Origin of the sequence: Pedococcus sp. 5OH_020, from assembly GCF_027812955.1 — a bacterium.
In the GTDB taxonomy this organism is placed as follows: Bacteria; Actinomycetota; Actinomycetes; order Actinomycetales; family Dermatophilaceae; genus Pedococcus.
This window is the reverse complement of the sequence record NZ_JAPYZV010000014.1, coordinates 43,596-57,274: the sequence shown is the minus strand read 5'-3', so window position 1 is coordinate 57,274 and position 13,679 is coordinate 43,596. Positions and strand designations below refer to the sequence as shown.

11 protein-coding genes and 2 pseudogenes are annotated in these 13,679 nt (G+C 67.6%); 5 read left to right on the top strand and 8 right to left on the bottom strand.

Annotated features, from left to right (window positions below; translation table 11 throughout):
* Positions 1 to 511: 511 nt before the first annotated feature.
* Positions 512 to 3,505, bottom strand: a complete 2,994-nt coding sequence (locus PHA84_RS19435; protein WP_270889799.1) for a S8 family serine peptidase — start codon at positions 3,503 to 3,505, stop codon at positions 512 to 514.
* 61 nt (positions 3,506 to 3,566) lie between these two features.
* Between PHA84_RS19435 and PHA84_RS19430 the strand changes: the two genes are divergently transcribed.
* The 3 genes from PHA84_RS19430 (at position 3,567) to PHA84_RS19420 (ending at position 5,929) form a co-directional block, all read left to right on the top strand.
* Positions 3,567 to 3,785, top strand: coding sequence for a hypothetical protein (locus PHA84_RS19430; RefSeq protein WP_270889798.1), 219 nt, complete (start codon positions 3,567 to 3,569; stop codon positions 3,783 to 3,785).
* Between the two features lie 104 nt (positions 3,786 to 3,889).
* Positions 3,890 to 4,108, top strand: a complete 219-nt coding sequence (locus tag PHA84_RS19425) for a hypothetical protein (protein ID WP_270889797.1) — start codon at positions 3,890 to 3,892, stop codon at positions 4,106 to 4,108.
* Between the two features lie 201 nt (positions 4,109 to 4,309).
* A complete protein-coding gene (locus PHA84_RS19420; protein ID WP_270889796.1) occupies positions 4,310 to 5,929 on the top strand; it encodes a phosphodiester glycosidase family protein in 1,620 nt (539 codons plus the stop codon).
* Positions 5,930 to 7,136: 1,207 nt separating this feature from the next.
* Here the strand turns inward: PHA84_RS19420 and PHA84_RS19415 are convergent.
* The gene (locus PHA84_RS19415) at positions 7,137 to 7,469 is read right to left on the bottom strand and encodes a hypothetical protein (protein WP_270889795.1); all 333 of its coding nucleotides are present in this window, start codon (positions 7,467 to 7,469) and stop codon (positions 7,137 to 7,139) included.
* A 299-nt stretch (positions 7,470 to 7,768) separates the two neighbouring features.
* Between PHA84_RS19415 and PHA84_RS19410 the strand changes: the two genes are divergently transcribed.
* Entirely contained in the window at positions 7,769 to 7,945 is a 177-nt protein-coding gene (locus tag PHA84_RS19410; RefSeq protein WP_270889794.1) for a DivIVA domain-containing protein, read from the top strand.
* A gap of 56 nt (positions 7,946 to 8,001) precedes the next feature.
* Here PHA84_RS19410 and PHA84_RS19405 read toward each other — a convergent pair whose 3' ends face one another.
* From PHA84_RS19405 to PHA84_RS19385, 6 genes and pseudogenes are all read right to left on the bottom strand, one after another.
* A complete protein-coding gene (locus PHA84_RS19405) occupies positions 8,002 to 9,357 on the bottom strand; it encodes a pyridoxal phosphate-dependent decarboxylase family protein (RefSeq protein ID WP_270889793.1) in 1,356 nt (451 codons plus the stop codon).
* A gap of 108 nt (positions 9,358 to 9,465) precedes the next feature.
* Positions 9,466 to 10,467, bottom strand: a pseudogene (locus PHA84_RS19400) (aldehyde dehydrogenase family protein).
* A complete protein-coding gene (locus tag PHA84_RS19395) occupies positions 10,464 to 11,201 on the bottom strand; it encodes a type 1 glutamine amidotransferase (RefSeq protein ID WP_270889792.1) in 738 nt (245 codons plus the stop codon). The pseudogene PHA84_RS19400 and the gene PHA84_RS19395 overlap by 4 nt, the downstream one beginning before the upstream one ends.
* 11 nt (positions 11,202 to 11,212) lie before the next feature.
* A pseudogene (locus PHA84_RS20890) lies at positions 11,213 to 11,664 on the bottom strand (hypothetical protein).
* Between the two features lie 94 nt (positions 11,665 to 11,758).
* Complete coding sequence (locus PHA84_RS19390; protein WP_270889791.1) at positions 11,759 to 12,445, bottom strand: maleylpyruvate isomerase family mycothiol-dependent enzyme; 687 nt, start codon at positions 12,443 to 12,445, stop codon at positions 11,759 to 11,761.
* A 10-nt stretch (positions 12,446 to 12,455) separates the two neighbouring features.
* Complete coding sequence (locus tag PHA84_RS19385; protein WP_442952943.1) at positions 12,456 to 12,998, bottom strand: mycothiol-dependent nitroreductase Rv2466c family protein; 543 nt, start codon at positions 12,996 to 12,998, stop codon at positions 12,456 to 12,458.
* Positions 12,999 to 13,158: 160 nt separating this feature from the next.
* Here PHA84_RS19385 and PHA84_RS19380 point away from each other — a divergent pair, with 160 nt between their 5' ends.
* Complete coding sequence (locus PHA84_RS19380) at positions 13,159 to 13,593, top strand: MarR family winged helix-turn-helix transcriptional regulator (protein ID WP_270889789.1); 435 nt, start codon at positions 13,159 to 13,161, stop codon at positions 13,591 to 13,593.
* Positions 13,594 to 13,679 lie beyond the last annotated feature (86 nt).

Here is a 13,679-nt window from a genome sequence, read left to right as displayed (position 1 = left end):
ACAGGGACCAGCATCCCCGGGGTGTGGGCCCAGTGCTCGAGTTCGCCCGCGTCCCAGCCACGGCCTCGCGCCTAGGACCTGTGCGACGGTGTATGCGTCCACGTCGGGCACGGTCAGGCCGTGGCCGGTACGCGGCGACCGTCAGATCCGACGGCGCCGATAGAGCGCTTGTGTCAAGTTGACGGTTCAACCACTCATCCCAGACCGTCGCATGTCCAAACGTTGCCTAGTTCGCCACCTCAGCCTTCCGGGCGCAAGCCAGACCAGGCACGCGTCGCCGGGTCTGGGCGTTCGTGCACCGAGGAGCACCGCTCAGCCGCTCCCTGTCCTTGGCCGTGGCCCTCGTCCTGTGCGGCTTCCTTTCTCGTGGGCGTGCGTCGCCCGGACGACACAGTCGGACGGGAAGCACTGGACTCAGGGGGCACGGCGCCCAGCTCGTACTCGCCGCAGAGCATAGCTGGACGCGGGAGGCCCCCACCGAGGATTCGGTGGGGGCCTCGCCAAGGTGCGGCTACTTCAGGATGGCCACCAAGGTGCGACCCACCGAGTTGGTGCCGTCGCTCCAGTCGACGGTGCCGAGATAGCGGGTGCCCGCTGCCAGGCCTGTCCACGCCACTGTGGCCGGTGCCGGTCGGCCGATCGTCACGGCCTGGGTGGCCGGAGTGACCGTGAGGTTGCCTACCGGTGTGGCGCTCACCGCGAAGCTGTTGACCTGGATGCCGAGCGACGCGGTGGCTCCGGCGAAGTAGGTCGCTTGGATCGTGTAGGTGCCACCGAGGTCGTCACCCGAGAGGTTGACTGCTTCCTGAGCGGTGGCACCGGCGCTGGACCCGACTTCCAGAGTCCCCTTCTTGACGACGAGGTCGACGTCGGTGTTGGCCGGGTAGTCCGCGTCATACGTGGCGAAGCGGAGGACCTTGGTGCCGGCGGGTGCGGTGAACGTCGCCGTGCCGGCGGCGCCCTTGGAGGCGGTCACCGTGCCGACCGTCGCGGGGGTGAGGCCCGCGGCTGTCGCTGTCAGGGTGCCGGTGAAGCCGGGGGCGACCGAGACCGTCGTGGACCCGCTCGTACCGCTCCCGCTCACCTCCGTCGGAACTGTCGCTGCCACAGGCTGGAGCGCGACCGCGCTGCGCACCGAGTGACCACGCTTGTCCGTCCACGTGAGCGAACCGAAGGCCCACTTGGTGAGTGGCGCCGTGGTACGCGTGAAGGTGACGCTGAAGGAGCGCGACTGCAGGGGCGGGACAGTCAGCTTGTCGACGTTGACGTTGGCGGTGAAGCCGGCCGGGGCGACGACCGTGGGGGTGTACTGCGACGCCTGGTCGAGCGAGGTGTTCGTCACAGTGCGGGTCACCGTCTGTGAGCCGGCCAGCCCGGCGACCGCGATGCTCGGGTAGTTGAGGTTGCTCGGGTCGATGGAGCCGTACGTCGCGCAGAACGAGGGGTCTGAGACCAGTTGGAACTGCCCGATGCCACAGCCGTACCGCACCCAGTCGACCGCGCCGTTGTCATAGATCAGGCCCGGGTCGAACGCCGGCGTGGGAGTGACGTGGCCGTTGCCGTAGTGAAGCGGCGTCGCGTCGGCACCGCCACGCTGGATGGGCAGGCCCTTGTTGTCGAGTGGCGACGCAGTCGTCATGAGCGCTGACTTGACCCACATCGGCGACCAAGCAGGGTGCGCCTGCAGGACGAGGGCGGCGATGCCCGTGATGTGCGGCGCAGCCATCGAGGTGCCGGAGTACGCGTCAAAACTGTTGCCGTTGTTCCCCGGAGGGGCCACGGCTGCCACGACGTCGACGCCCGGAGCGGTGATGTCCGGCTTGAGCAGGTCACCCCCGCCCGCCAGGGCCGGACCGAACGACGAGAAGCCCGCCATCTCCGGAGCTCGCACCGGGGTGGTGTCGCGCGCCGAGATGGTCGCCGTCGCACTTGACCCGACCAAGGCGGCATACGCCTTGATCGCGGCGCCGTCGGCTGAGTTGACGTGGCTGGTAGGGATGATGTGGAAGTCCGCGTTGAGCGACTGAGCGGCGCTCGTGTTTGCCAGCACCATGCCCACGCCACCGGCCTCGTTCACGGCCTGGGACTTGTCGACCCGGGCGTTGACGCCGCGGTCACAGATGACGATCTTGCCGGCCACCATGGCCGGGTCGAGCGCGTTGCCACCGGGGGTGGCGCTACTGAAGCAAAGTCGGGCGGCCTGGGAGTCGGCGCCTGCCAGGACCGCGTCGGTCGACCGGATCAGCGGCTTGGGTCCGATGCCGGGTGACACCCCCACGCCGTGGTAGACGGCACCGTTGCCGAGGGTGACCGTGTTGGTGTTGCCCCGGTCGTGGGTGCTCGCCGCAACGGTCATCTCCCAGGGGGCGTTGTGGGCCACACTGCTTGCGCCGACCGTGTCGCCGCTGTTGCCGGCAGAAGCCGAGACGAAGACCCCTGCCTGGGCAGCGCCGAAGAACGCCAGCTCGTCGGGGGACACGATGTACTGCGACGAGCCGGAGATCGAGTAGTTGATAACGTCGACGCCGTCGCTCACCGCATCGTCGATCGCCGCGACGATGCCTGAGGTCGTCCCAGAGCCGCTGGTGTGGTCGGCCGTCTCCCACAAGACCTTGTAGATCGCCAGCCGGGCGGCCGGGGCCATGCCCGAGGCCTGGCCGACGACACCGCCATTGATCACTGCGGTCACGCCGTTGGCGCCCGCCGCCGTACTTGCGGTGTGCGACCCGTGGCCGTTGTAGTCGCGGGGGCCGACGAACTCCTCGGGGATGACCGTGTTCCCGAAGTCGGCCCCGTAATAGCGGGCGCCGATGATCTTGTTCGTGCAGGTGATCGGCTCTTCGGCTCCGGCGTCGCACAGACCGTGCCACTTGGCGTTGATCGTCCCCTGGTCGGGGCGCGGGCTGGAAAGAGTTGCAAAGGCTGGGTTCTCGGCCCAGACACCGGTGTCGAGGTCGGCGATGATCACTCCTTCGCCTGCGTGGCTTACGCCGCCGAACTGCCTCTGCCACACACCGCCAGTGCCCGACAGTCCCAAGAAGCCGGGGGTGCTGATCGTGTCCGCCTTGCGGACCTCGTCCTTCCAGACCTTGACGACGCCCGGCGCCTTAGCGATCGCGTCAGCCTGCGCCCCGGTCAGCGAGGCGGAGAAGCCGTTGAACGCCACCGAGTAGTCGTGCCGTCGCGCCGTAGAGGCCCCGACCGAGGCGAGCGCCTTGGCGTGGCCCTCGGACAGGTGCTTCGCGTAGCCTCGCGCGTTCGCGCTGCGGGTGTCGACCTTGGCGCCCGCCTTCGGCTTGGTGGCCTTGAAGCCTGGGACACCTCCGGCATACGTAGCAAGGGGGGCGCCCCCCGTCATGACGATGTACCGGCCGGACGGCAGGGCACCCGCGGCGGCGACCTGCATCGGAACCATCATCGCCAGCGGGACGGCGACAACGGCCGCGGCTCCCGTCGCGGCAGCGACGACCCGGGTGACGGGCCGCCGCACAGTGGTTTGGATCATCAGCTAAATCCTCCAGTGTCTGAGCGCCCCATGTGTGCACCCTGGGCGGAAGATAACGGCCGTGAAGCGTCGCCACCACCCCCATCAGCGGGACGCATTCCATACAGACGTCCTTTCGAGCCTGACGAGGAGCACTGGGAACGGCGCCACCGCCCGGTTCATGGCGCACATCGCCTTCAACGAGGCGGGCGACCAGGGGCAGGTCGGCACCTCGCCCGACGCGGTCACCGACGACGAGTACAACACGGCTGAACCCCGGGGGTCAGACGCACATGCGTGAGGAATGAGCAACAAGCCGGTCTACCGCTACGTAGCGCTTCCGGTTGTGGCAGAGTGGCAATCGGCCACACGATCGGCCGGCGCGACAGGATCTGAGGTGCGTGCGTGGCTGAAGTGGTGCTGCGGGTCCGCCTCGTGAGCGGCGACCAACTCGATGTCAGGTTTGAGGCTGCGGGTGACCAGGACGAGGTCATCGAGCGAGTCGTCGAAACCCTTGCGGATCCCTCCGGCGTGCTTCGCACGAGCCATGGAGATCGGCTCATGGTGCTCTACGGCAGGGGTGTGGCCGCGGTCGAACTGGCGCCGCGCGGCGCAGTCCTCTGAGCCCAGCCGACGGTTTCCGTCCGGCCCGAGCGACGGCGCGGCTGCCTGGTCCCCCTGGTCGAGCGGCGAGAGGGCCCTGAGCCGGGGTCCGCTCGAGCGGGGGGCCTGACAGGTGGAGCCGACCGTCCACGGGTGGAGTCTTTGCCAAGTCCTTCACCAAGGATTCCGCTTGGCGGCGCGAATGCGGGGCAAAGTAGGCGTATGGCTTCTCGAGTCGTGGGCGTGGCCGCTGCAACCGTCATGGCGTGTGGGGGTGTGGCACCGGGTGCCAGTTCGGCACAGTCCGTGTCGCCTGCCTACCGCGCCGCGACCGGAGTGGGCGTGGGGTTGCCGCTTGGCTCGCCGGATCTGCGGGAGACGCGCTCCACGACCACGCTGCAGCCGGGCGTGACGCTGACTCGCATCGAGCGGGGCGCCTTGGACGCCAACACGCGCTGGGTGGTCGAGCTGAGCATCCCCTCGTCGGCGTCCAGTCCTGACCCGGATGCGCCGCCTCGGTCCGTGCAGGACCGGGCCAGCGCCGAGGATCTGGTGCAGCAGTTGAAGGTGGCCGGCTTCGACGCCCAGGCGCAGCCCGTCCGCCAACCGGCGGTCGCGGATGTTCCCGCGGGGGTGATCGGCTACCGCGTCCGCCTCACCGAGATGTTCACCAGCAAGGCCGACGCCGACGAGGCAGTCGTAAAGCTCAAAGACGCGGGGTTCTCTGGTCGCTCTTGGTACTCCGGTTGGGACGGCGGCAGTCCCAGCAAGGGACGGTGGACTGTCAACGTGCTCACGGTGGATCCACGCACCTTCCGTGGTCGCCTGGGAGGCACGTTCGGACCCGACCTGGAAAACCGGGAGACGACGACCGCGCTGAGCGCCTACGCCCACGCGAAGGCTGCGGTCAACGCAGGTTTCTTCGTGCTCGACCCGAAGGCAGGCGCTCCTGGGGACCCGGCTGGCGTCGGCGTCTACGGGGGGGTCTTGGAATCGGAGACGGTCGCCAGCCGGCCCGCCCTCGTCCTGCCCAGCACCGCGCGGCATACCGCGGTGGTCCGTCCGGTGTGGCGTGGCATCCTGCGCACGCGCACGGGAAGCCTTGTGCTTGACGGCCTCAACCGGGTGCCCGGTCTGATCCGCAACTGTGGTGGTGATACCTCCGACCAGCCCACCTCCCTTCCGCTGCACGACGTCACCTGCACCGATCCCGACGAGCTCGTCGCCTTCACGGCAGCCTACGGAGCCTCCACGCCAACCGGCCCCGGGGCCGAGGTCGTCCTCGACCGCCGTGATCGGGTCGTGAAGGTCGCCCACGAGCGCGGCACCGCTCTCGCCGCGGGGCAGCGGTCGGTCCAGGGCATCGGTAACCTCGCCGACGCCATCGCCGGCCTCCGCACGGGCGAGGTGGCGCGTCTCCACCTCACCCTGACCACGCCGCAGGGCGGTCGCCTGGTGCGGCCTGGGGTCAACGTCATCAACGGAGGGCCGCAGCTGCTGCGTGATGGCGCCCTGCACATTACCCAGGCTCAGGACGGCATGGTGCACCCCGGGGACCCGTCCTTCGCCTACGGGTGGGTGTTGCAGCGGAACCCACGCACCTTCGCAGGTGTCGACGCCCGGGGCCGTACGCTTCTGGTGACAGTCGACGGCCGCCAGCTCGAGGATCTGGGGTTGTCGATTCCCGAGACCGCTCAGGTGTCGAAGGCCCTGGGTATGCGGGACGCGATGAACCTCGACGGCGGAGGCTCAACGGCGATGGCCATCGACGGCCGGCTCATCAGCCATCCCTCCGATGCCACGGGGGAACGCCCCGTCGGGGACGCCATCTACATCCGGTGACCCGCCCGCGCCTGTGGGTAATGAGCAGTACTCATAGCAGAGACCGGATGGAGGTTCCTCCAGCTGGGCAGACTTCGGAGCGAGCCATCCTTCCCGGGAGGCTGGTTAGCTCGAGGAGGGCAGCAGAGGTACTTGACCATGCCGCTTGGGCACGCGCTCGGCCCGAAGGATCCCAGCGAGCGAGGACTGGCCCTCCCTCACGGACGAGTCGCGGGCAGGTCGTCAGCTCCGATCTGCGGGGAGGGTGGTGGGCACGATGTTCACGGGGGATCGGGCAAGGACGTCAGCAGAACGATGTAAGGACCATATAACAGATAAGTCATTACAGACTCACAGGACGTTGCATGTTCAGCGTTGCTTGTCTGCGGCCGCCGACAACTGAGCCGACCGCACCGTCCGCACCTGAGGCGTCGGCTCCCTCGCAGCAGATCCCTTAGCCAGCCGCACCTGGCGCAGCCGCCGAGCACGTAGGCCGGCAGCCCTGCTGCACTTCAGCCCCCGTTGCATTCGGCCCGCGGCTTGATCCGGCATCGCAACAGCACCGCGTGCACGGTCGAGGCCGGCGTCCCGAGTCGTCCGGCGATCTGGACCCGGTCGAGGGGTCATCAGGTGGGAAACATGAGCCGACGCCTGCCCGCGCGAACCAACGGCGTCGGCGGGGAAGAGCTCCGGCGTCAGCCGTGAACGGCGACGACCACAGTCATAGCCCAAAGGAGCACAGCGACGGGAGTCATGACCAAGCCCCCTCGGGACGGCTCCTCGAAGCCAGGTTGCCCGCAGCCGCGAGGAGGAAGAAGCCCGCGACAACCCATGTGACCACGCCCAAAGTACCGTGGCCGCCGCTGTCCTGACTGGCGCGAGCGAGAAGCACCCAGCCCACGACTACGTAGACGGCCACGGAGACGAGGTCGCCGGCCCGCAACCGCGTCGGGAGCACTTCAAGCTGACCCCCCAGGCGAACCGCCCCAGGGGTAAACCGCAGACCAGCAGGACCTGGAACACCGCCAGAGCCCCCAGGAGAACGCAGGCGGGCAGAGCGGCAAGAGAGGGCACATCAGTGAGCGTACTTTGAGCGACGGGTTGGCCGTTATCAGTTCCGGTCCGCCAGGAAGTACGCCACGTACCAGCACGGGCTGCTGTTCAACGTGTCCAAGCCCAAAGGGCTCATGGGACCCAGGCGCCTCGCAGGAGGGGAGAATGGGACTGATCAGTCCTTGTCCCCGGCGTAGTCCTCGTAGCGCTGCCCGCCTTCGCGCCCCAGGCTCGTATCCGGTTCGCGGGTCTGCGGAGCACCCGCCTCGTTCCCGACCTCGGCGTCGCTCGGGTCCGCGCTGAACGCAGTGCCGAAGTCCATTACCGCAGCGGGCTCCTCCCGCTCCTTCAGGGCTGCGACCTGATCGTCGTTGAGCTCTGGGGCGTCGTCGTTCTCACCCGAGCCCTCGAGGCGGCGGTCAGGTTTGCTCAGGTCCCGAACGGACTCATGCGGAATGTTGTCGCTCTTCTCGTCGCCGACCGTTGGCGTCGGCTCTTGGTCGCTCATGGACGGCTCCTACCCCAGCGTTGGGACGTCATGCACTCCTTGGCCGCCCACCCGTGCCTTTCAGGCAGCGATACTGGTTGGGCAGCCGCGGCGAAGGGAAACCTGCCGGGTAGCGCCTCACCGCCGGGGAACTATCCGCTCAGTGCCGCGTGCCGTCCCACCCCACAGAAGGGGTAGTGTCCCCAGGCTGAACAGAGGGCGTGGGGTGAAGGCGACAACGAGTTGGCGCCCTCAGAGCATGCGTCATTGCGGTTCCCGTCTATGTCAAGGACGTGGTTTCGGCCCCGCCGAGTGAAGTCATGAACCGCAGCTTCACTCCGACGTCCTTTCGTCGCGGGTACGACGAGCGCGAAGTCGACGATTTCCTCGACCAGGTGGTCGAGACTCTCCACTACTACGAACAGGGAGGTCGGCGCGGCCCGCAGGCGCCGGCCTCCCCGACCCGGCCGGAGTCCTCCTATGTCAACGGGCCATAAGACCATAGAACGATTACACCATTAGGTCTTGTGAATCCGTTGCATGGGCTGCGTTGTCAAATACATGACCCGCTCGGCGCAAGGGCGTCGACGAGCGTGGACGCAAATTCCTCGGCCACCACAAGATGTTCCGGCTTCATGACACAACAACGCAAGACCGTGGTCTGGTCGCTGTCGACGATCAGCGCCTCGTCGGCAGTTGCGAGCCATTCGCTGTTCACTTGAAGCTTAGCTACGTGCCAGCCCAAGCTTTGAAGCCTTTTGAAGGCGGACTCGGAACGTCGGCTGACCTCGGAGGTGCTCCCTGATGCTGCGTAGGTACACACGATATCGAGTTCAGGCTCGGCGACCAGACGCGCGGTCTCGGAACCTCTCACGCTGTCCGCGATCATCACAGCCGCTTGCCGGCCCTTCGAGAGGACTTCGCCCAACCCATCTCGGTCAAGGCCGAGAGCACGCAGGGTTGCCCACAAGGCCGCAGCGGCTGCGCCGGCGCGTGAGCACTCGATGCTGATCTCGCCCAAGTGCAGCTCACTCGAAGTGAAATAGGTGTATGGGGAGTCGTGGGCGAAAAAGCGGCCCACTGTGGGGTCCGAGAAGAGGATCGAGCCACACCCATACGGTTGGAGTCCGTGCTTGTGTGGGTCGACGACGATCGAGTCCACGTGAGGTAGCGCATGAAACGGCCGCGGGTCGACGCACGGATCTGTGGTCGCGAGAAGCGTGTGGAACCCGCCGTACGCCGCGTCCACATGAACGCGGGCTTCGTAGCGTCGCGCCAATGTGACGATTTCGTCGACTGGGTCGAGTGCTCCCAGGCTGGTCGTTCCCAGCGTGGCAACGATCGTTCCGACCCCGCCACCCTCGAGCCGAGCTTCAAGAGCGTCCAGATCCATCTTGCCAAGGCGATCCTGCGGGATGGTCTCGTGCGTCACTCCAAGCAACTGGCTCATCCGCCCGTGCGTGTAGTGGGCTGCCTGACTGGACACGACGACCGTGTCGGGCGCTAGTTCGCGAGCAACGTACAGCGCTTCGAGGTTGGCAATGGTGCCCGAGGATGTGAGGTGACCGAGGTGCTGCGGCATCCCAAACATCTCGGCGATGTCCCCGACGACTTCCTTCTCCATCGCTGAGGTCGCCGGACCTGCATCGAGTGCGTGATTGTTCGGATTGATCAGGGAAGCTGCCGCGTAAGAAATCCAAGCGACCGGATGAGGAGGCTTGAGAATCTGCCCGATATACCTCACGTCGCCGTAGGGGTAGTTGTCCGCGAGACGACGCGTCAGCTCGTCAACCGCCTCCCGCTGACGGTCGGTGAGCAGCGTGGTCTCTTCCCAGAGTTGGGCCATTGGCTCGAGCAGTCGCGCGGTGCGGGTAAGCCGCGCCACGATCTCAGGTGGTAGTTCCGTCATCAGACATCCTCTATTGGCTAGTGCTGAGCGCCGTCAGTGATCAGTACGGGCACCAGACCTGTCGGGTCGGTCACAGGTCGGCGCGTGCCCCGCCTGTGCCCGATGTAGCTAGTCAGCGACATAGAACATCCGCTTGTTGACGAACTCGTCCATGCCCAGCGGGCCGAGCTCGCGACCGAAACCGCTGCGCTTGACGCCACCGAAGGGCACCTCCGCGCCCTCACCGGCCGGGGTGTTCACGTTGGACATGCCCACCTCGAGGGGCTCGGCCAGCTTGCGCGCGCGGTCGGTGTCCTTGCTGAACACCGCACCGCCGAGTCCGTAGTCGCTGTCGTTGGCCAGGCCAGGGCCTCGTCGTCGCTGGAGACCGAGTAGACCACCGCCACCGGACCGAACAGTTCCTCGCGGTAGGCGCGCATCTCCTCGGTGATCCCGGTCAGCACCGCCGGGGAGTAGTACGCCGCCGGCCCCTCGCTCAGCACTCCGCCCGCGTGCAGGGTGGCGCCCTTGCTGACGGCGTCCTCGACCTGCTGGGCGAGCCGCTCTGCCGCGGCCCGTGAGGATAGCGGCGCGAAGGTGCCCTCGGCACCCCGCCGGATCACCGGGACGCAGGTCCTTCGCGAGGTCGGTGAGCCGACCGTACACGTCGTCCATCACGATCATCCGCTTGTTGGAGTTGCACGCCTGGCGGGTGTTGCTCATCCGGGTCTCCCAGGCCAGGTCGGCGGCCGCGACCGCGTCGTCGGTGCCACCCGAGAACGTCTTGATCGGCTGGTCCGCAGCGAGCTCGGGGCCCTCGGTCGCGAAGTAGTCGAAAATCTCGCCGCAGAACGCCGCCTCTCCCTTGGACTGCGCGAGCGGCTTGCCCGTCTCCTCCGTGGCGAGCGCACCGAGCTCGGCCTGCCGCTCGGCGAACAGCTCGCCGATCAGCTGGACCGTCTTGGCCCGCTTGGCGATCGGTACGTCCCGCCACACCGCGTACCCAGCGTGCACAGCAGCCAGCGCCGACTCGATCTCCTTGTCGGTCGCGTAGTCGAAGGTCTCGACCACCTGACCGGTGGCGGGGTTGACCACCTGGTAGGCCGGTCCGGATGTCTGGGGACCGCTCATGACGTCCTCTCCACGGCCATGGGCCGATGTGTACTCGTGTCGAACGTAGCGCGTAGGAAGCCATCGACCAGCCGGTGCGCCCTGACGCGCGCTGCTCCCTCCCGTTGTCGCGTCTCGGTCAGAAGTTTCTCCCGGTCCAGGCCCGCAGAGGCCGCCTTCTCGGACCCACCGTTGCCGAGCCAACCGGCGAGCATGGTGGTGGTCAGCTCGGGATGGAACTGCACGGCGAGGTTGCCGCGCAGGATGAAGGCCTGTGACCCGGCGGCGTTGCGCGCGAGCTCGTTTGCGTCGCGCGGGAGCTCCCACCGGTCGTAGTGCCACTGGAGCCAAGGTCCGGACGGCACCGGAGCGTCGTCATCCGAGCACACCTCAGCCCAGCCGATCTCCGGCGTACTGGAGGGGATCACGGAGCCGCCATGGGTGGCCGCGAGGAGCTGACCGCCGAAGCAGATGCCGAGGACCGGTACGCCGGCTTCGTCCGCCCGGCGCAATTGCTCGACCTCCGGGCGAACCCAGCTGTCGATGATCTCGTCGTACGCCGACCAGGGCGCCCCCATAGACACGACCGCATCGAAGCCGGTGAAGTCGGGGAAGTCGGTCTCGACGCCGGGTGCGAGGAACGACGCCTCCGGCACCACAGGGTGCGCGGTCAGGTCGAAGCCTCGCTCGACAAGGCGTTCAGCCACTGGCCCGAGCGGAGAGGCGTGGTCGTGCTGGATGACGAGAAGTTGCATGACGTCCTGTCTCAGAGGTGGTAGCTGTACTCACGGAACTCCCAGTCGGTCACCCAGTGCGAGAACCGTTCGAGCTCGTTGCGCTTGTAGGTCACGAACGCGGTGACGAAGTCCGGCCCGAGCAGCTCACGCAGGTCCTCGTCGGCCTCGAGTGCATCGATCGCGGTCGACAGGTCGCCGGGGAGCAGCTCGGCCTTGCTCGTGTCGTAGCCGTACCCCTCCAGCTTGGCGGGGGCTCAAGCTTGTCGCGGATGCCGAGGTAGGCGGCGCCGAGGAAGGCGGCGGTCGCGAGGTAGGGGTTTGCCGACGCGTCGCCCAGTCGTAGCTCCATCCGCGAGGCGCGGCCGCGCTCTGGCGGGATCCGGACCATGGCGCTGCGGTTGTCCAAGCCCCAGTCGATCAGCCAGGGGGCCAAGGTGCCCGGGCCGAACGGCTTGTAGGAGTTGATCGTCGGGTTGAGCAGGGCTCGCTTCTTGCGGCCACTGCGCGAAGTAGTCGCGCAGGTCGCGGACCGTGTCCGCCCAACGTTGCCATGCGTGAGCGTCGGTGCCGTCTATCTACGCGGATCGGGTCTGGGTGAGACGGAGGGCGTCCGCGCCTTTGCCGGCGAGCTGTTCTAGAGCGGCGGTCCGGCCGGTGATTAGGAGCAGGATGGCAGCGATCGGGCCGGTGACCTCGGGTCCTTGGCCGCGGCGCCAGTCGGTGTCGGTGGCGATGAGCCGGCAGTTGGCCCAGGGCAGTCGGTGGTTGACGCTGGCGAGCCAGGTGTCGCGGGTGTCCCACCGACGGGTCGCGGCCAGGGCGCCCAGTGCGGGCCGCATGGGGAGGTCCACGCCGAGAGGAATGGCGATGTCCTGGCTGTGCACGAGGATGTCGGTCAGCGTCTCCAGGGAGGTGAGGCCGGGATTGTGTCGACGTGATCCCATGCCGTTCCTGATCCCCGCGACGATCTGCTGCGTGGACAACGCCTGTGCCTGCAGGACCCCGGCGTCGTGGATGAAGGTGTTCAACGGCATGCTGAGCAGGATCCGGGGATGGCGGCCGATGAAGCCCAACGCATCACGCACCCGTTGCTGCTGCATGGTCAGGTGCGCGGCGACGTGTCGCACGGTCCACCCGTCGCAAAGCGACGGGTGCTCCCACTGTTCCGGTGAGAGTGCCTCGAGCAGTGCGGCGGTCCTGGCTCGTTGGTCGTCGATCCCGGCCCACAGGGCGTCCGTTTCGGTGGTGGTCAGGCTTGGCATCGTTCCTCCTTCAGGTCAAGACGGGGGGCTGCATGCGGGTGCGCTTGAGCTCGTAGAACTGCGGGTAGCCCGCGAGCAGCTGTGCGCCCTCGAACACCTGGACCGCATGCTCGCCCCGCGGGATGGCGTTCAGGACCGGGCCGAAGAACGCCACGCCGTCGATGCAGGTGATCGGCGTCCTGACCTCGCCACCGACCAGGGCCACCGCGGCGTCATGGCTGGCGCGCATGGCGTCGTCGTTCTCCTCGGGCTCCACGGCGTCCTCGAGGTCAGCAGGCAGCCCCACCTCCGCCAGGGCCGCGCGGATCGCCTCGTGGTACTCCGCAGCGGCGGGTCGGCGCCATACGTCGAGCACCCGGTGTCCGAAGGCGGTGTAGAAGTCGGCTAGTGCCTCCGGCCCGCACCGCGTCGCCACCGCCGTGGCGACTTCGGCAGGCCCCCGGCTCGCCTCGACGTTGCGGCGATCCTCCTGAACGACGTCCGTCCGGTCCCGGTTGAGGAGGTACAGGCTCATGACGTGGTGCCGCACCCTGAGCTGCGTTCGCCTGCCCACTTCCTGCAGCCAGCGGGAGCCAGTCCACGAGTAGGGGCACACGGGTCGAACCAGAAGTCGAGCACCGTGTCACAAGTCGCATCCACGACGCCTCCAACGCTAAACTAGTCCCATCGGCGAACTACTATAGTTCGATGATAGGACTTTGTGAAGGGATCCAATGGAGCGCGAGCTGCCGGCCAGCCTGTTGATGTTCATCGCCTCGCGATCGGCCGCCAACCGCATCTTCGAGGCGCTCCATGAACGTGGCTTCGACGACGTGACCATCGCGCAGGGCAGGCTCATGATGGGCATCGACCCCGAGGGCACCCGGCTGAGCGTGCTCGCCGAACGCGCCCAGATCGCCAAGCAGACGGCGACTGCCCTGGTCGACAAGCTCGAGCGCGCCGGCTACGTCGAGCGCGTCGCCGACCCCACAGACGGCCGGGGGCGCCTGGTGCGCATGACCGCCCGCGCCAAGGAGGCGATCCCGCACGCACGAGCCGAGGAGGACCGCATCGAAGAGGAGTGGCGCGCACACCTCGGCACTGAGCGCATGCAGCAGCTCCGCGAAGCCCTCACCGACCTACGAAGGATCACCGACCCTTACCAGTGATCACCGAGGACTGATCGGCCGCGAACCGGGGGCCCGGGGCTCGGAGCTCAGACCCCATGCAAGGGCCATGCCTCAAGGCCGCTGTA